Below are 19,176 nucleotides of genomic sequence, written 5' to 3' on the forward strand. Positions count from 1 at the left end.
ACGGACATGCGCCGCTTGCTGGGAAAAATCAAACTGGAATATTTTCCCCCTTAGAAAAGTCCTCTAACATCAACGCCATGAGCAGAATATCTTGATACTGCCCCTCTAGCTTGCGACCCTTTTGTCGCAGACCTTCTTGGCGGAATCCAAATTTTTTGTAGAGGGCGATCGCCGCTTTATTATCAGCAAAGACCTGAAGCTCGACTTTCTCCAACCCCGCGTTTTGGGCGCGCTCCAGACAAGCGGACAACAACTTCGTCCCAAGGCTGCGCCCGCGATAGTCTCGTAAAAGGCCCATGCCGAGCCGTCCTACATGGGTGAATCCTGCCTCTGAATGGGGGATAATATCGCACCAGCCGACGATTTGACTGCCAACCGCCGCAACCTGATGGATCGTGCCTGCATCTAGGCTGCTTTCAATGAATTGCCGAGATTCTTCCAGGGAAAATCCATCCACCGATGCCAGATAGCGCCGCTCGGCACAGATTGTATTGAGGGTCCTATTAAAGCTCTCTAAGTCCGATGGCTCGAACGGCCTGATTTCAATAGTATTCATGGATTAAGGTGCAAAAACGAGGCTGAAACAGGAAAGAGGACCTGCGGAATCGCTCACGGAAGATTGAGTTTTTTATTCAGCTTATCAACTCGTCCAAGGCATCCGCGCGCACCCTATCCTTCTCAATTCCGAGATAATAGAACAATCCTCCATTCCGATCGCGACGGACGACTATGTTTACGGAAGCGAAGGCCATGACAGCACTGACACTCCCCCTAACCTTAGATCTAAAGCAGGTTCACCTCACCGATGAGCAGTTTTATCAGCTTTGCATCAGCAATCCAGAACTCAATATCGAACGTAGTGCAGCCGGAGGATTAATCCTGATGCCACCTGTCGGAGGCGATAGCGGTAGCCGCGAAATGGAGCTGGGGACCGACCTCAGTATCTGGAATCGGCAAACTGGGTTGGGAAAAGTCTTTAGCTCCTCGACGATTTTCAAACTACCCGGCGGGGGAGATCGCTCTCCTGATGCGGCCTGGGTAGAACTATCGCGCTGGCAAGCCCTCACGCCAGAACAACGTCAGAAATTCCCGCCCATCGCCCCCGATTTTGTGATTGAATTGCGCTCTCAACCCGACAGCCTGCAAACCCTTCAAGCCAAAATGCAGGAATATCTAAACAGCGGCGTGCGTTTAGGTTGGCTGTTTAACCCCCAAGACCAGCAAGTGGAAATCTATCGCCAGGGCCAAGAGAAAGAGGTGAGATCGCTGCCCGCGCTCCTCTCAGGCGAAACCGTTTTGCCTGGATTTACGCTTCAGGTCGATCTATTTACGGACGATTAACCATTGGTGCGATTCTGATGAAGGCTGTGTATCTGTAGCACAGTCCCCTTAAAGCGCAATGATGCTCTGCGCCGATTCAATTCAACGGTTCTGAGGTTTTCATGGGCGATTTGGTTTTTTATTCCGCATCTGAGCTGGCCCAAGGCATCCGCGATCGCACTTTTTCCGCCGTCGAAGTTCTAGAATCCCACTTGGCGCACATTACGCGGCATAACCCGGCTCTCAATGCCATCGTGACCCTCAACGAATCGGAGGCGCGGCTTCAGGCAAAAGCGGCAGACGAAGCTGTTGCCGCAGGCCAAACTCTAGGGCCGCTGCACGGCGTGCCCGTCACGTTCAAAGATCTCTTTGAAACCGCAGGACTGCGAACGACGTTTGGCTATAAGAGTCTGGCCCAATACATTCCCCCAAAAGACGTTCCCCTAGTCGCGCGGCTGCGGGCTGCGGGCGCAATTGTGTTGGGTAAAACCAATGTCCCCAAAGGCAGCACCGATATTCAAACCGTCAACCCCATCTTTGGCCGCACCAACAACCCTTGGGATTTGACGCGCACGCCAGGCGGCAGCACCGGCGGGGGCGGGGCGGCGATCGCCGCTGGACTCTCCCCTCTCGAACTCGGCAACGATCTCGGCTGTTCTCTGCGGATGCCAGCCCATTTATGCGGGGTATATAGCCTGAAACCCACAGAACATCGGGTTGCCAATTCCTTGCGCAGCAACCCGCGCCTTCTGCGCCACATGATTTCGACGGGTCCCATGGCGCGCTCGGTTGCAGACCTCAAGCTTTGCTTGGAGATTATCGAAGGCCCTGACGGCACAGAGTGGGAAGTCTCTCCCCTAGAAAAGGAAGCGCCCATCCAACAACCGTTGTCGAAGTATCGCATTGCCTGGTGCGATCGCTTTGAGGAATTGACCGTAGATACTCAAACCCAATCGGCCATCCAGACTTTTGCCGCAACGCTCAGTGCCGCTGGGTGCCAGGTGGAACGCGCGACGCCCCCCAACTTTGACTTTACGGAAGCCTGGGAAACCTTCGGCGAACTGTGCGTGGGTCAGATTGCCCAAGGTCAGACTGCAACCCTGCGGGGTTTGGCCAGCGGCATGACCAAGCTATTGCCCTCGGGTTTGATTCCCAGCGGTGCCTTGGGACGGGGATTTGTGCGGGGGGTTTCCATGAGTTTGCAGGACTACATGACCGCCCTGTCCCGCCGCGATCGCCTCATTGGCCACATGGAGCAGTTCCTGAGCCAGTGGGATGCATGGCTGTGTCCCGTCGCTCCTGGCCCCGCCTTTACCCATCGGCAAACCTGGTTTCCCCTTAGAGGGCCGCTCGCAGTCGACGATCGTAGGGTGTCCTATTGGATGTGGGGGTTGGGTTTTAGCAGTATTTTCAACTTAACCGGAAACCCAGTCGTCACCCTACCCATTAGCACCAATGGACTCCCGATTGGCGTGCAGCTTGTGGGCCAGCGGTGGCAAGATCGGAGGCTCTTGGCGATCGCCCAGTCTCTCTCCGAGCTAACAGCAGGCTTTCGGCGACCGCCAGGATACTAGTTCGCACCAGAACCAGCAGCGTACAGTCTACCTACAGTCACGTCTTACTTTATATGCACAATCGTGCATATAATGAATAAATGGCGTATCAATGGGACACATACAAGGCGGCCACAAACCTTCGTAAGCACGGCATTGATTTTGCCGATTCAGTCTCTGTGTTCTCAGATGACTTGGCAATTACGATATCGGATGAACGATTTGATGAAGAACGATTTATCACAATCGGTATGGATGCTCTAGGTCGGGTACTTGTGGTGGTGTATACCTTGCGCGGTAAGGAAATTCGATTAATTTCAGCTAGACCTGCGACTCGTCAAGAACGAAGACAGTATGAAGAGGGTTAAATGATGGAAACAGAATACGATTCTACAGAAATTGAATACAATTTTAGCCAAGGGAAACGGGGTGCTATTGACCCTGTTAGTGCGGGAAAAACGCGCATTACCATTCGCATTGACGACACCATATTGGAATGGTTTCGAGAACAGGTTCATCAAGCAGGTGGGGGAAATTATCAAACCTTGATGAATGAGGCTTTGCGATCGCATATTCGACAGCAACATGAGCCGCTGGAATCAACTTTGAGGCGAGTATTACGCGAAGAGTTGGAACGAGCAGGCAAGAAATCGTAGCGTGGGTTTACGATAGAAAACCCGCTACCGATCTAGTCTTTGTGGGGCATGGGTTTCGTTCCTCAACCCAGCCTACCCCAACTGTCCGGTGAGCCGCAGGCCGTTAGCGCATATACTAATTTTATATAAAACGTACAAAATTAACTTTCATGACTGAGCATTCTTGGAAATTTCCAAAACCTTCACGAATTATGGAGATAATTGAAGAATGGCGACATCTTGATTTCAAACAAAGCTCGCATGAAGATGTTGATGAAAAGCTAAAAGAATTAATAGATTCATTTAAAGTAATTTTAGTTTCGGGTTATAGATCAACTCCGCAGAAACTATGGAGAATCAGGCCATGCAATAACCTAAAGACCAACATCAGTGAGTTTTGGGAACCTCCGAAGAGAAAAACACCTTTGGGTCGTTGTAACATTGAAGAAGAACCAGTATTGTATGTTTCCGAGAATTCAGTCACTCCATTTGAGGAAATAAAAATCAAGCCTTTTGATACATTTTATTTGATTCAATATTCTGCAAGAGAAGAATGTTATTTTGCTAATATTGTCCCTGAAAGCTTGGAGCCTCGCGAAGTTGATACTCCAGGATCTCCACCCTTATATGAGGGTGATGAACTAGTCTCTTATCAAATTTTAAGAGATTTTATTCGAACCGAATTCTTGAAACCAGTTGGTGAAGGAACTCAGTTCCTTCATCGTATTTCTTCTTCAATCTGTAGGACATGGTTTGGAGATGATAAATACGATGGTTGGCGATATCCATCTGTACATCTGCTTAATAATAAAAATATCGCGATTAAACCTGAAAAGGCTCATAAAAAATTAGAAATAACCAAAATTGAGATTGTAGTAATGATTCCTCATGAACTAATTCCTAATAGTTGTACTGATGAAAGTCATCCTTTGGTAAAAATGTATAAAAGTGCTTATAACGTTCGCTGTCTTTATGAAGGAGAAATATCAGGAAATACGGTGGAATGGACGTTCAAAGAAGCTCATAGTAGTTTTTTGTGTTAGTAGGCGTTTATTTTATGAGCAATCGTAGCGCCAGCAATTGTAGCGTGGGTTGACGATAGGAAACCCGCTACCGATCTAATCTTTGTGGGTCATGGGTTTCGTTACCTCAACCCAACCTACCCTTACTAGTCTATGTCTTGTCTTTTGGCTATACCCGTACGAGCATAGTTTTTTGCACATTTGCTACTGGAATACCGTATTTAGATCTATATCAAAGTATCCCAGGACAGTCTGGCAAATTGGGATTTTTGGCCAAAACCTGAGCGGCAACATCACAATATTTCTTTAAAGGACGAGCGCCCATAGCTATATTTTCTTTCCCTGTAGAATGCCACTCAATAGCTTCTCGCCACATAAAAATTGGAAGTTGCCATGTACCAACTAAGAGAATCCCTTTTCGGTGCAATGAAACCTGAATGTCATCAATATAGGTTGAGCAGACGTTTTCATCGTTGCGAAATGTATTGTAAAGATTCTGATCCTTAAGTTCAGCATAAAACACAGGATCTCTAACTTTTAATATCCAATCACAGACTAATTCAGATATATAGTTATCTTTATCGGCGAGGGTTTCAAAAATGAAGTCTAGGAACCTTTTATGCAATTTCATTTTAATATCTTGTAGCTATTAGACTTGATCGAAAATAGAAGGATTCTTGTAATAGAAGGATTTTAGCTATTACTAAAAATAGGCTACATCTATTAATCTATAAAGCTTCAAGTGCTTTTTAGCTATTTTATGTCCGATTAAGTTTATTCTCTATGGTACCCATCAATTTTCTGTTTCAAGACATGGGTTAAAAACAGACACTATAGGGTACCACTGCATGACAAATTAGTAATCGTAGCGTGGGTTGACGATAGGAAACCCGCTACCAATCCAGTCCTTACGGGACATGGGTTTCGTTCCTCAACCCAGCCTACCCTTACGTATGTTAGTATACGTAATACGTATTACGGTTGAAACCCAAATTTTAGCCTTTGAGTTCAAATGATAAGGAAGCAGCATGTTAGAACCTGTGATTGCAGAGTCCAGCGTGACCCAAAAATATCAGGCCACCATTCCGCTTAAAGTGCGCGAGCAGCTTGGAATTCAAGCAGGGGACAAAATTATCTTTGAACAACAGGCCGACGAAACTATTACTATCAAGAAAAAACACCCTTCTACCGTTGACTGGGATTATCTCCATGCCATTGAAGGAACCTTAAGCGAATGGAATAGCCCTGAAGACGATGCGGCCTATGACGACCTATAGGCAGTTCGATGTGGTGGTGGTTCCATTTCCCTTCACGGATAAGGCCGCAGCTAAAAAAAGACCTGCCCTAGTGCTGTCCTCAGAGCTGTTTAACGCAGAGATTCGCCATAGCGTGATGGCGATGATTACCACTGCATCCCATTCACAATGGCCGTTGGATGTTGCCATTGCAAATCTCAAGGATGCAGGGCTAAAAGCCCCATCCATCGTTCGGATGAAGCTTTTTACCATTGACCATGCGCTGATTCTCAAGCACATTGGTCATTTGCATTCTCAAGACCAAAAATCTGTTGAGTCAGCGCTAAATTCTCTCCTGCGCGGAGAAAATTTCTAGCAGTGGCATAGCCGGGGCATTAAGCCGCCACGCTTTGCACCTTTGCCAAAGCGGGATAATCGGTGTAGCCCTCTGGCCCGTGGGCGTAAAACGTGGCTGGGTCCGGCGGATTCAAAGGGGCATTGCGACGGAACCGCTCCGGCAAGTCGGGGTTAGCAATAAAAGGCACACCATAGGCAATCAGATCCGCGTCCCCTTGGGCGATCGCCGCAGCGCCCGTCTCGCGATCGTAGCCCCCATTGACCATGAACGGCCCTCTAAAGATTTTGCGGAGATAGGGGGCGACAGCCTCTCCTTCTCCGGCCAGCATGTGACCGGGGAGCGCCTCTAAAATATGGAGATAGGCTAACCCATACCCATTCAGCAGTTCCGCCGCCGCCGAGAACGTCGCCACAGGATCGCTGTCTGCCATGTCGTTGAAAGGATTGGTCGGCGATAGCCTCACGCCCACCCGATCCGCACTCCAAGCCGAAATTACGGCCTCTGTCACTTCCTGCAAAAACCGCAGCCGATTCGGGATGCTGCCGCCGTAGGCATCGGTGCGACGGTTAGAACCATCTCGGATAAACTGATCGATCAAATAACCGTTGGCTGCATGGATTTCGACACCGTCAAACCCTGCCGCTTGTGCCCGCCGGGTCGCGTCCGCATAGGTCTGCACGACTCCAGGAATTTCATCTATTTCTAACGCTCGCGGAGTCACGTAGGGCTTTTTACCCAAAGGCGTGTGGGCATCGCCATTCGCGGCGATCGCCGAAGCAGAGACAGGCAACGCGCCCCCGACCTGAAAATCGGGATGCGAGGCCCGCCCCGTATGCCAAAGCTGAAGGAATATTTTGCCGCCTTCTCGATGCACCGCTTCCGTAACTTTCGTCCAGCCCTGCACCTGAGCATCCGTATGGATTCCCGGCGTTTGCACCCAACCAATACCCTGCTCCGAAACGTGAGTCGCCTCAGTAATAATAAGACCCGCACTGGCCCGCTGCCGATAATATTCCACCATTAGCGCGTTAGGAATGCGCTCTACTCCTGCACGGGCACGCGTCAGCGGAGCCATAACCAGACGATTCCGCAGCTTTAGCGCGCCGACTTGAATGGGTTCAAAGAGAGAATTTGCTGTCATACTATACCGCCTTGTTAACTGGGGACATTTTGGGGCAATCTTGACGAGCGCTAAGTCGCTTTATTTCTATATTTCGAAAAACTCGAACAATCAAAATATAGGCCAGATCGTGGGATAATGCAAGCATGAGACCGATGTATCACCCAGACCGCCAGCAAATTACCTTGTCCGGCGTGCTCTACGCCCTCGGCGATCCGATCCGTTTGGCGATCGTGCGTCAATTGGCAACCAAAGGCGAACAGAACTGCTGCGATTTCGAATTTGCGATCGCCCGTTCCACCATGTCCCACCACTTCAAAATTCTGCGGGAGTCTGGGGTCGTTCTGTCGCGCAAATCGGGGACGCAGCACCTCAATTCTCTGCGGCGGCAAGAGCTAGACGAACTGTTCCCAGGACTGCTTGCGGCTGTGCTTCAGTCCGCCGTTTGAAAGATTGAAATGAATCGCTGATGCCTAACCCCAAAACCGTACACCAGGCAAAAACGGAACTGTTTCGGTATGAGCCACCCCCAGCGGCCCTCGGCGCAGCCCGCATTCTGGTTAAACCCAACTTAGGCTATCCCGTCGGGCCGCCTGTAACGGTGAGCATGGGCGTTTTAGGCGCTGTTTTGGCAGGCTTGCGCCGCTGTAGCCCCACGGCTGAGATTTTAATTGTGGAGGGGGTTTGCTCCCCGGTGTCATTGACCGATATTGCCAGCCGCCATGGGCTATACAAGCTGCTGGATGAAGGGATGCAGCTTTTAGATGCAGATTGTCTTCCCCTCCAGGAATACCCCAATCGATCGCCGCAGCCCGTGCGGTTTCAGTCCATGTTCGCGCCAGCGCTGCTCGCTGAAGTCGATTGCTGCATTAGCGTGGGAGCCTTCAAGCGCACAACCCTCAAGGGCGAACCTTTAATTTCAGCGTCCCTCAAAAATTTATACGGTCTGTTTCCCAGAGCTAAGTACAAAGCCAGAAGCGCCAATTCGCGCGGACAACTCCATCGTCCCTCCGTGCCCTTGGTGCTTCAGGACGTGTACTTCAGTATTGGCCATTTCTTTCATGGGGCAGTGGTAGACGGCGATCGCAAGTTGGTTAGCCCGGACTGGAAACCCGACAAAGGCGAAACCATTCCCCTCGGCCAAATTATTTGGGGCACCGATCTGCTTGCAGTAGATCGGCGGGCCTGCGAACTGGGCAATGAATTAACGCCCGATTACCTTGAAGCGATCGAGCGTCTGCGCTGGTTGAGCTAGTGCTCAATCGATGACCTTGAAGGCATAGAAAGGTAAGGTACGACCTGTACGAGATTGCAATACTGTTCGGTTAAGTCTATTCATCCCTGCATTAGCCCCCCGCCCCCCAATTCTGGGGGGAGAAAGCCAAAAACTAGGGTCATTTCCCCCCAGAATTGGGGGGCTAAGGGGGCAAGTGCAATGTCTTTGCTTATTATCCGAACAGTATTGTACGAGATCGTGCTTTACCTTCTGTTTCAAACTCCGGCGAACTAAACAGCTTGCAATAGATACGAACGCGTTCCAGTTTTGTCTGTGCCTGTAACTGGATCTTTGTAGGTGTAGGTGCCCGTTGCGACAATCTCGCCAAAGTTATTGATACTGACCGCGTTGGTTAAGGTTACAGCAGCCCCGTTGTAGGTAAGCGGCACAGTCACCAAGCTGTTTAAGTCGGTTAACTGACCGCCAATATAGACATACCCATGATTAGTTCCCGAGGCAATTTGAGAAGTGCCCACCACTTCGCCAAATTCGTTAATGCCGTTGACAGAACCCGTCTTACCGCCCAAGCTGCCAATTGCCGTATATTCGCCATCCTGATAGATGAAAGGATTACTCGTGGCAGTGGCACCCGAACCCTCGCTGGTGCTGCCAATGATTTGCCCTGCATTGTTAATATCCCGAAAGGTGGCTTGTTGTGCGCCAAAGGTACCCAGATTTTTGAATTGGTAAACGCCGTTTGCGTCCTTCTCCCAAAGAACAGCCGTGTTTATCTCCGCGCCATTGACCAATCCATCGCTATCGACATAGCCGACAATCTGGCCTTTGCCATTGATGCCGCGTGCCGTACCGCCGCCGCCGCCCAGATCCGTTAGCGGCGTAACCGCACCATCCTCAAAATAAATTGGGGTTTCGCGATCGGACGAGACGATGTTGCGACCCGGAATCTGATTCCGGTTGTTGATATCGAAAAGGTAGCTCTCAACGCCACCAAAGTCATTAATAGTCAGGTCATAGCCGCCACTATCGTTCTTCGCCCACACTAAGCCGCGATCGGTCGGGACAGGATTGGGCTGTCGGACTTCATCGGCTGTTCCCAAAATCTGACCTCGGTTGCCAATGGTGTTGACGTTGGGGGTTAAGAGGGTCACTGTTGTACCATCAGGGGCACCGAAGTTAGACTGACCGTCTTTCACCCCGGTGCTGGTCAGTGGTGTCTGGACACCATCTTCCCAAATAAACCCCTGCCGTACCAGATTATTAGGATTAACAACGCCAGTGGTCGCGTTGGTGTTGGTGAAGGTTTCGCCCGTATCGTAACGTCCGGCAATTTGCCCAAAGTCATTAATTGAGGCTGCATTCACCGAACCATTCGGATTCGTACTCAAGGAGCCTAAGTCTGTTGCCGCGTAGCGATAGAGCGGTCCGCTATCCACAAGCGCCTGCGAACCCGATGTAACGCCCTTAAGCGTGGCGAGGAGATCGCTGCCGGACTTGACCAGCGTATCGGAACCCTGCGCGACAAATTTGAGGGACTTACCCTGCAAGCTTGCGCCCAAACGCAACGTATCAGTGGCAGCATTAAAGCCCAGCACCGTAACAGCACCTTCACCCCCTTCTAGGATCAGTTTATTGACGCTGCCGCTGCTTAAAATAACGGCATCTTCGCCAATACCTGCATTAATAATATTGGTGCCGCCGCCTGCATTAAGGATGTCATTCCCGGCACCGCTGTAAACGGTATCGTTCCCAATGCCCGTGGTAATGATGTCTTTTCCGTTTCCCGTCAGAACGCGGTTTTTACCATCCCCTGCATTAATGGTATTGCGACCATCTCCTGCATCGATAAAGTCGTTGCCTGTTCCCGCAGTCACTAAATCATTGCCTTTGCCGACCGCAATCAGATTTATCCCATCGCCCGCAAAAATAGTATTACGACCATCGCCCGCCTCAATGATGTCGTTGCCAAAACCTGTATAGATCGAATCATTCCCGTTGCCCGTCAATACAACGTTTTTGCCATCGCCAGCAAAAATAGTGCTCTTACCCAAACTAACCTCAATTAAATCATCGCCAGCAGTTCCATAAATTGGAGCAATGCTTTGGGCCACCTTCGTTGAACGGGGATCCAATGGCAATGGCTCAAAGCCTCCTGAATGCACGGATGAGTTGCTAGGCATCAAGGGCGATAGTCCGTTCGAATTGGATAACGTGTCAAGCATGATAGACATTCCTAGAGAAGTTTTTGGATGTAAATTGCGCGCAGCACAGCTTGCTCTGTGCATCCCAGAGTCAAAAATTAATTCGGAATAGATTTCAATTAGTTCTGCAACGACAAGGCAATAGTTTGCAGCAACACAACCCTAGCCCCAAGCCCAATCGGGTTCGACACGGTCTACACATCGATCTATACACGAAAAATACATGAGAATATTTTCATTAAAAAATGAAAATAAAATTGATTTAGCGTAAATCCTCGATCGAACAAGATTAGGGGACAAACACGGCAGAAGCAAGAAATCCTTTGCTACAAAGAGCTTTGGACTCTAGAGTTATCAGAGATTAGAGCCTATGCTTGCAAACGGTAGCAAACTTAACCAAGATGAGAATACGATAGTTGATATTAACTATCAACAAACTAAAAATAATTTCAATTTGCGCTTTGGAGTCAAGGTTGAGACACCTGTTTTTGAATCTAATCCGGATCGAGTACTAAAACGCTTGCTTTTGCTAGAAACTTAATGATATCTATTGTCAAGTATGTGATGGGAAGCTAAGACCTATCCTCGCGTTTTTGCAGATCCGTGGGAGGTTTAGGGCAAAGGCGCTCCTATCGATGCGCGTCGAGTGCTTGGGTGCGGATGCGAGCCTGTCGTAATGTTCCGCAACTTTGGCGGGTTCCCTGACAGGCGTTTCATTCAGGAACTGTGAAGGACATTTCAGTAAGGTCAATGATTTATGGTGCAAAAAGTAAATATGGGCGGCGAGCCTCCCGCAATGGCTTTCCCGCGGCGGTTAGACATTGCCCAGGTTTCCGTCTACGGGTTATCGATTCTGTCGGCGGGTATATTTCTGATGTTCCCGTTTGTAAATTTGTTTCATCCCAGCCCTTGGCAGCGCTGGATGGGAACGCTACACGGCTTCGGATCGCTTTTGGCGATGGCGGTGATGGTGTATGCAGGGCATCTTGCGTTCCCGTTGTTGCGGGGGGCTAGTAGTATTTTGCCGCAAATGCGCACGCTGTCTTTTTGGTCGGCAGTGCTGTCTTTTCTCGCGATCGCCACTGGCAACCTAGCCTACATGCGATATCGCGCTGGCCTTGATATGGGAGGAGCCAGAGCATGGCTGAAAGAAAATTCTCCCCTAGGCCAATACATTTTGATGGAGTACCACGAATTTACCGTACTGTTTACCTTGCCCATTAGCATTGCCTGCGCGTGGGTTCTGTGGAAATACGGTGACTCAATTTTAGAGCGTAAAAACCAGGTCGTTTTGGCAGTAACAAGCGTAGCGCTGATGGGCCTGATGTTTTTTGCAATGGGCGGAATGCTTACAGGCTTGGGGATCGCGAAGATCCGCGCTCTATAAACGAATAGATAAATCGCACTAGAAATAAAGAGGGGACTATGGCTGTATCTAAGAATACGTATTCAGAAAACCTTGCCAATACCGAGCCGATCTACGGTAGATTGTGGAGACAATTTAAGCGCTTTCCAAGCCTGTTATCTCAGGGCGCAAAAAATGCTCCAAACGGATCTGGCGTTGCCGCATCAGCCTTTATTAGTGCTGCGATCGGCTGCTTCACGATGATGGTGGTTCACCACCTCGCTGACACATCAAAAGCACGCGAGGCATTTATTTGGAAATTGGGCGCTTGGATTCCAGGCAGCAACAACCCTAGCAAGCTATGGGGAAACATCGGCAGCTATACCGGCAAAGAAACCATGCTATTGGTGGGTTGGTGGGTCAGCTGGATCGCGCTGCATCAGCTTTGGAAAAATCAGCAGATTAAATCTAATACCATCTTTTTTTGGATATTTGCACTGATGATTGCAGCTACGGCAATGTGCTGGCATCCGTTATTTCCCTACATGCCGCTGACATAGGTTTCGGTACCCTTTAGTCTTTATCTCGAAACCTTAGATAGGTCCCAAAGAACAATCATGATTCAAAAAGTAAAACCTATTCCCGCGCAATCCATGCACAAGATCGTATGGATTTGCTTGGGCGTTTTAGCGCTCTTTAGCATTACAACACCTACGGCAATGATGAGGGTCAGTCGGATGGAAAAATTCAAAGGCTCTCACGTTAAGTCTTTGACGGATGCTTGGAAGCTATCTCAACCATCTCTAAAATCGAGTCAGTCCGCCATACCGCACCCGTAAATCGGTCTAATTACCCTAAAGTTTCGGGACAGTAGCCTAACCCTTGAATAAACTGTTGGCGAAACGATTCAATTTCGGAGCGATCGGGTTGACCGTGCACGATAACAGCCACTTGGTAGCGCTGCATGACCTCAATGGGAGAATGCCCGTCTTCTAAATCAAAAAGTACGCGCTGAAGGCGCGGAGTTGGGCGATAAACAACGCCCAACTCTTCTAGGAAAGCGCGCAGGTCGCCTTGGCGATGCGCGGACCAGCGTGAAGTACAAACAACTCTTACAATCCATCCATCGAGCTGATGGAGTACCGTTGCAAACTGAATGGGTTCCGTACTGCCATTCTTGAGATACTCAATGACACGGAGGACTAAGCTAGCATTGCCGAGGTAGTATAGGTAGTCCATGGACGATGCCTTCCGACACTGGATTTAGAAATGCACAACAGCGGTCTAAAAGCTTTACAACGCACAGGCTTGGATGGGGCTTTAAAGTCAATGTTGGTTGAATGGCGCAGACTTGCAGGTGCAAGAACTCCGCTTCGATCCAATACCCGCTCGTTGAGAGACTTGATGCTCTCTCGATAAGCGCAGAATGCCTCTCTAATATTGTTTCTAAATCAAAAGATTCTTGATAGGGGTAAAACACGCCACTTTGTAGGGAAGGCTACCCAAATTTACGGAAGGCTCGGTCTAAATTCGGCTTTTTCGGTTGCCTGTCAGCGACACGCACTCGCAAAATCTTGAAAAATATTGGATTAATATGCGGTTGTTAACCTTAGCTTGCACCTTAGCATGATTGCCCCATCTCCGCTCTCTTTTCCGGGATCCGAGCCAGATGAATCATTGGCGGCTTACGATTACTGCCTGCCAGAGTCTCTCATTGCCCAAACGCCGATGGTGCCGCGCGATCGCTCCCGTTTGCTCGTTGTGGGAGATCAGACCGCTCACCACTGTATTTTTCGGGATCTTCCCCAGTGGTTGCGGCCTGGAGATCTGCTGGTGCTCAATAATACCCGCGTGATTCCAGCGCGGCTGCTGGGGCGCAAGGTGAACCCATCCTTTCCCGATGCGCCGCCTTTGGCGGTGGAGGTATTTTTATTAGAGCCAAAGGGAGAAGGACATTGGCTGGCCCTAGTCAAACCAGGGCGGCGGCTAAAGCCAGGCACTTCAATTGAATTTGGTTCGATCGAGCGTCCTCTGCTGCGGGCGCAGGCGATCGCAACCGATCGGGAGACTCGCGGTCGCTTGCTGGAGTTTGAGGTGCTGGATTCCACCTTGGATCTTGAAGCAGCGCTACAACATTTGGGGCAAATCCCCCTGCCGCCCTACATCCAGTCGAGAGAATCGAAACCGGAGCAGTATCAGACGGTATATGCAGAGAAGTCAGGCTCGGTGGCCGCCCCGACTGCTGGGCTGCATTTTACACCAGAGTTATTAGAAACCCTGAAAGAGAAGGGCATCCGTCAAGCTTACGTGACGCTCCACGTCGGCATTGGTACCTTCCGGCCCGTGGAGGCAGAGTGCATCGCGGACCACACCATGCACGCGGAATGGGTGGAGCTTCCCGAGGAGACGGTTCGGCTGATTGAGGAGACAAAGGCGGCTGGGGGGCGCGTCATGGCAGTGGGAACGACAAGTGTGCGATCGCTGGAGGGGGTTGTTACCCAGTTAGGAAAACTTCAGCCTTACTGCGGCAAGGTAAATCTATTTATTTATCCGGGCTATCAGTGGAAAGTGGTTGACGGGATGATTACAAATTTCCATCTGCCAAAGTCCAGCTTGCTGATGTTGGTGAGTGCGATGGTCGGACGATCGCGGTTGATGGCACTCTATGAAGCGGCGATCGCCGAGCAGTATCGCTTTTACTCCTTTGGCGATGCCATGCTCGTTCTGCCTGAGGCCAAGATAGCGCCATCATAGGAGTAGGGAATTGGCGGTGGCTTAACTTGAGACAGGGAAATCATCTGCCTGATGCAGCAAATTGACAAAACCATTCCAGCTTAGCCCATTGAATAAGACAGATATGGCAAAAGCGTACAGAATTTACCTTGATGTTTGTTGTCTCAATCGCCCCTTCGATGACTGGGCGCAACCTCGAATTCGCTTAGAAGCCGAAGCCGTGATTGCTATCCTCAATCGCTGTCAGACTGGTGATTGGCTTATGGTCGCTAGCACAGCGCTTGCATCAGAAATTGCACAAACGCCCGAAGTCATTAGAAGGCAACAGGTTATAGACTTATTAGCCGCCGCTAAGATCGAGATACAGGTTACACCCGAACACATCAAGCGATCGTTTGCGCTACAAAGATTGGGGTTCAAACCTTTTGATGCCCTGCATATTGCCTGTGCCGAAGCTGCCAAAGGTGATGTCTTCATCACAACAGACGATCGACTGCTACGTAAGGCTGCTACCCATGCCGATCGGCTAGACGTGCAAGTACAAAATCCTCTCACTTGGCTCATGGAGACCACTACTGAATTAGAAGGAGAAAACAATGATGACCCCAGTTGAATTAAACCGCAAAGGTTTCAGGGCACTCGTTGACGCACTTGGTTATGCGGATGCAATCCGGTACATCCGACAGTTTGACAATGGCAGTGGCGACTACACCAAAGAACGCCATCAGTGGCTCGATGAGCTAACTCTCGATGATATTTGGGCAGACATCCAGAAACGGCAAGTCCAAGCTGATACTAATGAAGGAGATGGAAATTATGATACCGATTGAACTCAAACAAAAAGGAGACCAAGTACTCGTTGATTCTTTGGGGGCGATCGATGCCATCCTTTTTCTGCAACAAGCAGGTTAGGGTGTCGGTAACTACACCGCAGACCAACATCAACGGCTTTCTCCGATCGCACGAGACGAGTTCTGGCAAGATATTCAGCGAATTTATGCTAGAAAAGTAAGCTTCCAGAACCCCAGTCAAGCAGATCGAGCGAGCGATTCCCGGATTTCCGAAAACATAGGAACCATCCCCCATGATCAGACCCGCCATTCTTCAACCCGGACAGTCCTATACCTTCAGACAATACTTCGAGATGGCCTACGAGCCAGAAGACATTTTGGCAGAATTTGGCTATACCCTAAAACGAGTGCCTCTGTCTCTCCCCCAATCTACCGTACAGCTCGATCGGCTGGACAACCTTAGAACCCGCATTGAAGAAAGCCTCCCCTATATCAGCCTCACCAGCGAAGCCGCCCGACGCGAACTGCTAATCGCTCCCCTTCTCTTAGACGTAGTGCATTACACCCGCGCCCAGCTCCGCATTGAATACCCCCTCACCGTCACCGAACAACTCAAAGGCTTCCTCGACTATTACCTTTACTCAGTCGGGAAACTCCTTGTCATCGAAGCAAAAAATGCAGACTTAGCCAAAGGCTTCACCCAACTTGCAGTCGAACTCATTGCCCTCGACAAGTGGACAGATAACGAACAGCCGATTCTGCAAGGGGCCGTCTCCACAGGCGATATTTGGCAGTTTGGAATTCTGCATCGAGAGCAAAAGCAAATTCAACAGGGGCTTACCCTATACCGGGTTCCAGATGATTTAGAAAGTCTAATTCGCATTCTCGTCAAAATCTTGGAGCCATAAAATGCCATGCCTAGAACTCAGATTATCCAGCCCGACCAGTCCTACACCTTTGCCGACTACTTCAAGCTCAACTTTGCCCCGCAAGACATCCTGGCGTATTTCAATGTTTCTCTCCAGCGCCGCTCCTTGAATCTGCCCCGCTATCCCGGCATCCTCGATCGCCTCGTAGACCTCAAAGCTCGGATTGAAGAAAGCCTGCCCCGTCTTGGCCTCACCAGCGAAATGGCGCGGCGAGAATTCCTGATTGCACCCGTGTTGACCGATGTGCTGCACTACACCCAGGCCACGCTCAACGTTGAGTACCCCGTTGCCGTTAGCAACCAACTGAAAGGTTCTCTAGATTATCTGCTTCAAAATCACCAAACGTTTCTCGTGATTGAGGCTAAAAACGAAGATCTAGAACGGGGCTTTGTCCAACTCGCAATCGAACTGATTGCCCTCGACCAATGGATCGATTCAGAGCAAATCGTCCTGCAAGGTGCAATTTCAACCGGAACTGTGTGGCAGTTTGGTCAGCTTAATCGTCAGTCTCGCGAAGTAACCCAAGACCTCGATCTTTACCGCGTGCCTGCTGACCTAGACGATCTGTTACGAATTCTCGTCAAAATCTTGGAGCCGTAAAATGCCATGCTTAGCACTCAGATTATCCAGTCCGGTCGGTCCTACGCCTTTGCAACTACTTCAAACTGAACTTTGCCTCGCAAGATATCCTGGCTTATTTCAACGTTTCGCTTATAGCGTCGTTCCTTAAAACTGCCCCGCTATCCTGCCCCGCTCGATCGCCCCCTAAGGTTGCGACTTGACGATATATTTAGCTCAGACCCCAATTGTTGTATTGATGCCTTAACCGCTTAGGAACAGTCTCCTATGGTGCCAGTGCCTTCCTCCACATCTGCGATTTCTGAACCTATTGCTGCGGACGCTGAATGCGCCGAGATCGCCTTCCACTACACTGTGGCCATGCCCCAGCCCGCAAACCACTTGTTTGAGGTGAGCTTTGCGGTTCAAGACTGGTCGACCGAGGTGCTGGATCTTAAATTTCCGGTGTGGACGCCAGGTTCTTATCTCGTACGCGAGTACGCGAGACACCTTCAGGGCTTTACGGCGCTGGACACACAAGGACAGCCACTGCCTTGGCATAAGGTCGGCAAAAATCATTGGCAGGTAGAAACCCAAGGCAATTCAACCCTCGCCATTCAGTACCGGATTTTTGCCAACGAACTCACCGTTCGCACCAACCATCTGGATATGACCCACGGGTACTTTAACCCCGCCGCCATGTTTTTCCGAGTGCCAGAGTATGAAGAAAGGGCGATCGCCATTACCATCTGCGCCCCCCAAAACTGGCTCGTCTCCACACCGCTACCTGCGGCATCTCAACCCAATACCTTCATCGCTGCCTCCTTTGACGAGTTGGTCGATAGCCCTTTTGAAATCGGTACCCACGCCCTTTACGACTTTGAAGTCTTGGGCAAGCCCCATCAGTTTGCCATTTGGGGAGAAGGGAACTTTAACATCGAGCGATTGCTGGCGGATACCCAAAAAATTATCGAAACCGAAGCGGCGCTGTTTGAAGGGTTGCCCTACGATCGCTACCTATTTCTGCTGCACCTGAGCGCCAACGGCCACGGCGGCCTGGAGCACAAATCGGCTTGTTCTTTAATTTACTCGCGGTTTGGCCTGCGTTCCGAAGACAGCTACCAAAAATTTATGAGTCTGGTGGCCCACGAATTTTTCCATCTTTGGAACGTCAAGCGGATTCGTCCCAAAGGGCTGGAGGTCTTTGACTACGACCGAGAAAATTACACCGACTCGCTCTGGTTTTGCGAAGGCACCACGAGCTTCTACGATCTGGTCGTTCCCTTCAGGGCGGGCATTTACGATGCTAAATGCTACCTCAAAAAAGTAAGCGAAGCCATCACGCAGCTTCAAACTATTCCAGGACGTAAGGTACAGCCCCTCAGCGAATCCAGTTTCGATGCTTGGATTAAGCTTTACCGTCCCGATGCCAACAGCCGCAACGCTCAAGTCTCTTACTATCTCAAAGGCGAACTGGTATCTTTTCTGTTGGATTTAGTCATCCGCGCTCAACATCAAAACCGTCGCTCTCTAGATGATGTCATGCGGCAGCTTTGGCAGCAATTCGGGCAGCCAGAAGTCGGCTTCACCCGCGATCGACTGAAAGCCATCTTTGAATCTGTTGCAGAAATCGATCTGACCCGCTTTTGGGCGAGTTATATCGACGGGACGGCAGAGCTACCGTTCGATGAAATTCTAGCTCCCTTCGGTCTAGCACTTAAGGCCGAGGTTGCAAATCCGGCGCCCTACCTGGGCTTGACGGCTAAAACAGAACAGGGTGCAACCATCGTCAAGTTTGTGGAAGCCAATTCTCCGGCAGAACAGGCGGGAATTGAACCAGGGGATGAATTATTGGCGATCGCCAATTTCCGCGTCACCGCCGAACAGCTCAATGACCGATTGCAACACTACCAGCCAAAGGAAACGATTGCTATTACGGTATTCCATCAGGATGTGTTGCGGGAATGTGCTGTAACGCTGGGCGAACCGATGCCGAGCCGCTGGACGTTACAGTCTGTAGCCCAGCCCACTGCCACCCAACAAAATCTATTTGAGGGGTGGTTGAAGATAGATCTTACTGCGGTAGGTTGAAGAGACTCTAGCCTGGATTATTCACCAATCGCCAGAATACAGATGGAACGG

24 protein-coding genes are annotated in these 19,176 nt (G+C 50.0%); 19 read left to right on the forward strand and 5 right to left on the reverse strand.

The annotated features are described in order from the left end of the window. Window positions 1–28: 28 nt before the first annotated feature. A complete protein-coding gene (locus R6H26_RS00360; protein ID WP_404787334.1) occupies window positions 29–556 on the reverse strand; it encodes a GNAT family N-acetyltransferase in 528 nt (175 codons plus the stop codon). Between the two features lie 194 nt (window positions 557–750). Here R6H26_RS00360 and R6H26_RS00365 point away from each other — a divergent pair, with 194 nt between their 5' ends. The 5 genes from R6H26_RS00365 (at window position 751) to R6H26_RS00385 (ending at window position 4,551) form a co-directional block, all read left to right on the forward strand. Beyond that, window positions 751–1,341 carry a Uma2 family endonuclease gene (locus tag R6H26_RS00365; protein WP_404787335.1) on the forward strand — a complete coding sequence of 197 codons (591 nt, stop codon included), beginning with the start codon at window positions 751–753 and terminating at the stop codon, window positions 1,339–1,341. A gap of 101 nt (window positions 1,342–1,442) precedes the next feature. After that, on the forward strand, window positions 1,443–2,894 hold the full coding sequence (locus tag R6H26_RS00370) for an amidase (RefSeq protein WP_404787337.1): 1,452 nt from the start codon (window positions 1,443–1,445) through the stop codon (window positions 2,892–2,894). Between the two features lie 80 nt (window positions 2,895–2,974). Further along, a complete protein-coding gene (locus R6H26_RS00375; protein WP_404787339.1) occupies window positions 2,975–3,241 on the forward strand; it encodes a BrnT family toxin in 267 nt (88 codons plus the stop codon). Then, window positions 3,242–3,529 carry a BrnA antitoxin family protein gene (locus R6H26_RS00380; protein WP_404787341.1) on the forward strand — a complete coding sequence of 96 codons (288 nt, stop codon included), beginning with the start codon at window positions 3,242–3,244 and terminating at the stop codon, window positions 3,527–3,529. 149 nt (window positions 3,530–3,678) lie between these two features. Further along, window positions 3,679–4,551 carry a hypothetical protein gene (locus tag R6H26_RS00385; RefSeq protein ID WP_404787343.1) on the forward strand — a complete coding sequence of 291 codons (873 nt, stop codon included), beginning with the start codon at window positions 3,679–3,681 and terminating at the stop codon, window positions 4,549–4,551. Between the two features lie 211 nt (window positions 4,552–4,762). On the opposite strand, the gene R6H26_RS00390 is transcribed toward R6H26_RS00385, so the two are convergent. Beyond that, window positions 4,763–5,161 carry a hypothetical protein gene (locus R6H26_RS00390; protein WP_404787345.1) on the reverse strand — a complete coding sequence of 133 codons (399 nt, stop codon included), beginning with the start codon at window positions 5,159–5,161 and terminating at the stop codon, window positions 4,763–4,765. A 397-nt stretch (window positions 5,162–5,558) separates the two neighbouring features. Between R6H26_RS00390 and R6H26_RS00395 the strand changes: the two genes are divergently transcribed. After that, complete coding sequence (locus R6H26_RS00395) at window positions 5,559–5,807, forward strand: AbrB/MazE/SpoVT family DNA-binding domain-containing protein (protein ID WP_404787347.1); 249 nt, start codon at window positions 5,559–5,561, stop codon at window positions 5,805–5,807. Then, window positions 5,794–6,141 carry a type II toxin-antitoxin system PemK/MazF family toxin gene (locus R6H26_RS00400; protein ID WP_404787349.1) on the forward strand — a complete coding sequence of 116 codons (348 nt, stop codon included), beginning with the start codon at window positions 5,794–5,796 and terminating at the stop codon, window positions 6,139–6,141. Before R6H26_RS00395 ends, R6H26_RS00400 begins: the two co-directional genes overlap by 14 nt. Before the next feature lie 19 nt (window positions 6,142–6,160). Here R6H26_RS00400 and R6H26_RS00405 read toward each other — a convergent pair whose 3' ends face one another. Next, on the reverse strand, window positions 6,161–7,264 hold the full coding sequence (locus tag R6H26_RS00405; protein ID WP_404787351.1) for an alkene reductase: 1,104 nt from the start codon (window positions 7,262–7,264) through the stop codon (window positions 6,161–6,163). A gap of 134 nt (window positions 7,265–7,398) precedes the next feature. Here R6H26_RS00405 and R6H26_RS00410 point away from each other — a divergent pair, with 134 nt between their 5' ends. Then, window positions 7,399–7,692, forward strand: a complete 294-nt coding sequence (locus tag R6H26_RS00410; RefSeq protein ID WP_404787353.1) for an ArsR/SmtB family transcription factor — start codon at window positions 7,399–7,401, stop codon at window positions 7,690–7,692. A 20-nt stretch (window positions 7,693–7,712) separates the two neighbouring features. After that, the gene (locus tag R6H26_RS00415; RefSeq protein ID WP_404787354.1) at window positions 7,713–8,498 is read left to right on the forward strand and encodes a DUF362 domain-containing protein; all 786 of its coding nucleotides are present in this window, start codon (window positions 7,713–7,715) and stop codon (window positions 8,496–8,498) included. Window positions 8,499–8,749: 251 nt separating this feature from the next. On the opposite strand, the gene R6H26_RS00420 is transcribed toward R6H26_RS00415, so the two are convergent. Next, a complete protein-coding gene (locus R6H26_RS00420; protein WP_404787355.1) occupies window positions 8,750–10,699 on the reverse strand; it encodes a hypothetical protein in 1,950 nt (649 codons plus the stop codon). Between the two features lie 349 nt (window positions 10,700–11,048). Here R6H26_RS00420 and R6H26_RS00425 point away from each other — a divergent pair, with 349 nt between their 5' ends. From R6H26_RS00425 to R6H26_RS00440, 4 genes are all read left to right on the forward strand, one after another. After that, window positions 11,049–11,219: a hypothetical protein gene (locus R6H26_RS00425; RefSeq protein ID WP_404787357.1), complete on the forward strand. Its 171-nt coding sequence runs from the start codon at window positions 11,049–11,051 to the stop codon at window positions 11,217–11,219. Between the two features lie 216 nt (window positions 11,220–11,435). Further along, window positions 11,436–12,065 carry a hypothetical protein gene (locus R6H26_RS00430; protein ID WP_404787359.1) on the forward strand — a complete coding sequence of 210 codons (630 nt, stop codon included), beginning with the start codon at window positions 11,436–11,438 and terminating at the stop codon, window positions 12,063–12,065. Between the two features lie 38 nt (window positions 12,066–12,103). Beyond that, window positions 12,104–12,583 (forward strand): hypothetical protein, encoded by a 480-nt coding sequence (locus tag R6H26_RS00435; RefSeq protein WP_404787361.1) that lies wholly within the window; start codon window positions 12,104–12,106, stop codon window positions 12,581–12,583. Between the two features lie 57 nt (window positions 12,584–12,640). After that, entirely contained in the window at window positions 12,641–12,862 is a 222-nt protein-coding gene (locus R6H26_RS00440; protein ID WP_404787363.1) for a hypothetical protein, read from the forward strand. Window positions 12,863–12,872: 10 nt separating this feature from the next. Here R6H26_RS00440 and R6H26_RS00445 read toward each other — a convergent pair whose 3' ends face one another. Further along, window positions 12,873–13,262 (reverse strand): hypothetical protein, encoded by a 390-nt coding sequence (locus tag R6H26_RS00445; RefSeq protein WP_404787365.1) that lies wholly within the window; start codon window positions 13,260–13,262, stop codon window positions 12,873–12,875. A 387-nt stretch (window positions 13,263–13,649) separates the two neighbouring features. Between R6H26_RS00445 and queA the strand changes: the two genes are divergently transcribed. The 6 genes from queA (at window position 13,650) to R6H26_RS00475 (ending at window position 19,125) form a co-directional block, all read left to right on the forward strand. Next, window positions 13,650–14,777: a tRNA preQ1(34) S-adenosylmethionine ribosyltransferase-isomerase QueA gene (gene queA / locus R6H26_RS00450; RefSeq protein WP_404787367.1), complete on the forward strand. Its 1,128-nt coding sequence runs from the start codon at window positions 13,650–13,652 to the stop codon at window positions 14,775–14,777. Window positions 14,778–14,880: 103 nt separating this feature from the next. Beyond that, window positions 14,881–15,369 (forward strand): PIN domain-containing protein, encoded by a 489-nt coding sequence (locus R6H26_RS00455; RefSeq protein ID WP_404787369.1) that lies wholly within the window; start codon window positions 14,881–14,883, stop codon window positions 15,367–15,369. Continuing rightward, the gene (locus R6H26_RS00460) at window positions 15,353–15,586 is read left to right on the forward strand and encodes a hypothetical protein (RefSeq protein ID WP_404787371.1); all 234 of its coding nucleotides are present in this window, start codon (window positions 15,353–15,355) and stop codon (window positions 15,584–15,586) included. Before R6H26_RS00455 ends, R6H26_RS00460 begins: the two co-directional genes overlap by 17 nt. Window positions 15,587–15,840: 254 nt before the next feature. Further along, complete coding sequence (locus tag R6H26_RS00465) at window positions 15,841–16,455, forward strand: hypothetical protein (protein WP_404787373.1); 615 nt, start codon at window positions 15,841–15,843, stop codon at window positions 16,453–16,455. Between the two features lie 6 nt (window positions 16,456–16,461). Beyond that, window positions 16,462–17,076, forward strand: coding sequence for a hypothetical protein (locus R6H26_RS00470; RefSeq protein ID WP_404787375.1), 615 nt, complete (start codon window positions 16,462–16,464; stop codon window positions 17,074–17,076). A gap of 246 nt (window positions 17,077–17,322) precedes the next feature. Next, window positions 17,323–19,125 carry a M61 family metallopeptidase gene (locus R6H26_RS00475; RefSeq protein WP_404787377.1) on the forward strand — a complete coding sequence of 601 codons (1,803 nt, stop codon included), beginning with the start codon at window positions 17,323–17,325 and terminating at the stop codon, window positions 19,123–19,125. The last annotated feature ends 51 nt before the right edge of the window (window positions 19,126–19,176 follow it).

Origin of the sequence: Altericista sp. CCNU0014 (assembly GCF_044923475.1) — a bacterium.
Taxonomy (GTDB): Bacteria; Cyanobacteriota; Cyanobacteriia; order Thermosynechococcales; family Thermosynechococcaceae; genus JAAURS01.

Excerpts from the sequence above, each read along its gene's own strand:
- R6H26_RS00360 (WP_404787334.1), bottom strand. The coding sequence starts at position 556 with ATGAATACTATTGAAATCAGGCCGTTCGAGCCATCGGACTTAGAGAGC.
- R6H26_RS00365 (WP_404787335.1), top strand. The coding sequence starts at position 751 with ATGACAGCACTGACACTCCCCCTAACCTTAGATCTAAAGCAGGTTCAC.
- R6H26_RS00370 (WP_404787337.1), top strand. The coding sequence starts at position 1,443 with ATGGGCGATTTGGTTTTTTATTCCGCATCTGAGCTGGCCCAAGGCATC.
- R6H26_RS00375 (WP_404787339.1), top strand. The coding sequence starts at position 2,975 with ATGGCGTATCAATGGGACACATACAAGGCGGCCACAAACCTTCGTAAG.
- R6H26_RS00380 (WP_404787341.1), top strand. The coding sequence starts at position 3,242 with ATGATGGAAACAGAATACGATTCTACAGAAATTGAATACAATTTTAGC.
- R6H26_RS00385 (WP_404787343.1), top strand. The coding sequence starts at position 3,679 with ATGACTGAGCATTCTTGGAAATTTCCAAAACCTTCACGAATTATGGAG.
- R6H26_RS00390 (WP_404787345.1), bottom strand. The coding sequence starts at position 5,161 with ATGAAATTGCATAAAAGGTTCCTAGACTTCATTTTTGAAACCCTCGCC.
- R6H26_RS00395 (WP_404787347.1), top strand. The coding sequence starts at position 5,559 with ATGTTAGAACCTGTGATTGCAGAGTCCAGCGTGACCCAAAAATATCAG.
- R6H26_RS00400 (WP_404787349.1), top strand. The coding sequence starts at position 5,794 with ATGACGACCTATAGGCAGTTCGATGTGGTGGTGGTTCCATTTCCCTTC.
- R6H26_RS00405 (WP_404787351.1), bottom strand. The coding sequence starts at position 7,264 with ATGACAGCAAATTCTCTCTTTGAACCCATTCAAGTCGGCGCGCTAAAG.
- R6H26_RS00410 (WP_404787353.1), top strand. The coding sequence starts at position 7,399 with ATGTATCACCCAGACCGCCAGCAAATTACCTTGTCCGGCGTGCTCTAC.
- R6H26_RS00415 (WP_404787354.1), top strand. The coding sequence starts at position 7,713 with ATGCCTAACCCCAAAACCGTACACCAGGCAAAAACGGAACTGTTTCGG.
- R6H26_RS00420 (WP_404787355.1), bottom strand. The coding sequence starts at position 10,699 with ATGCTTGACACGTTATCCAATTCGAACGGACTATCGCCCTTGATGCCT.
- R6H26_RS00425 (WP_404787357.1), top strand. The coding sequence starts at position 11,049 with ATGCTTGCAAACGGTAGCAAACTTAACCAAGATGAGAATACGATAGTT.
- R6H26_RS00430 (WP_404787359.1), top strand. The coding sequence starts at position 11,436 with ATGGTGCAAAAAGTAAATATGGGCGGCGAGCCTCCCGCAATGGCTTTC.
- R6H26_RS00435 (WP_404787361.1), top strand. The coding sequence starts at position 12,104 with ATGGCTGTATCTAAGAATACGTATTCAGAAAACCTTGCCAATACCGAG.
- R6H26_RS00440 (WP_404787363.1), top strand. The coding sequence starts at position 12,641 with ATGATTCAAAAAGTAAAACCTATTCCCGCGCAATCCATGCACAAGATC.
- R6H26_RS00445 (WP_404787365.1), bottom strand. The coding sequence starts at position 13,262 with ATGGACTACCTATACTACCTCGGCAATGCTAGCTTAGTCCTCCGTGTC.
- queA (WP_404787367.1), top strand. The coding sequence starts at position 13,650 with ATGATTGCCCCATCTCCGCTCTCTTTTCCGGGATCCGAGCCAGATGAA.
- R6H26_RS00455 (WP_404787369.1), top strand. The coding sequence starts at position 14,881 with ATGGCAAAAGCGTACAGAATTTACCTTGATGTTTGTTGTCTCAATCGC.
- R6H26_RS00460 (WP_404787371.1), top strand. The coding sequence starts at position 15,353 with ATGATGACCCCAGTTGAATTAAACCGCAAAGGTTTCAGGGCACTCGTT.
- R6H26_RS00465 (WP_404787373.1), top strand. The coding sequence starts at position 15,841 with ATGATCAGACCCGCCATTCTTCAACCCGGACAGTCCTATACCTTCAGA.
- R6H26_RS00470 (WP_404787375.1), top strand. The coding sequence starts at position 16,462 with ATGCCTAGAACTCAGATTATCCAGCCCGACCAGTCCTACACCTTTGCC.
- R6H26_RS00475 (WP_404787377.1), top strand. The coding sequence starts at position 17,323 with ATGGTGCCAGTGCCTTCCTCCACATCTGCGATTTCTGAACCTATTGCT.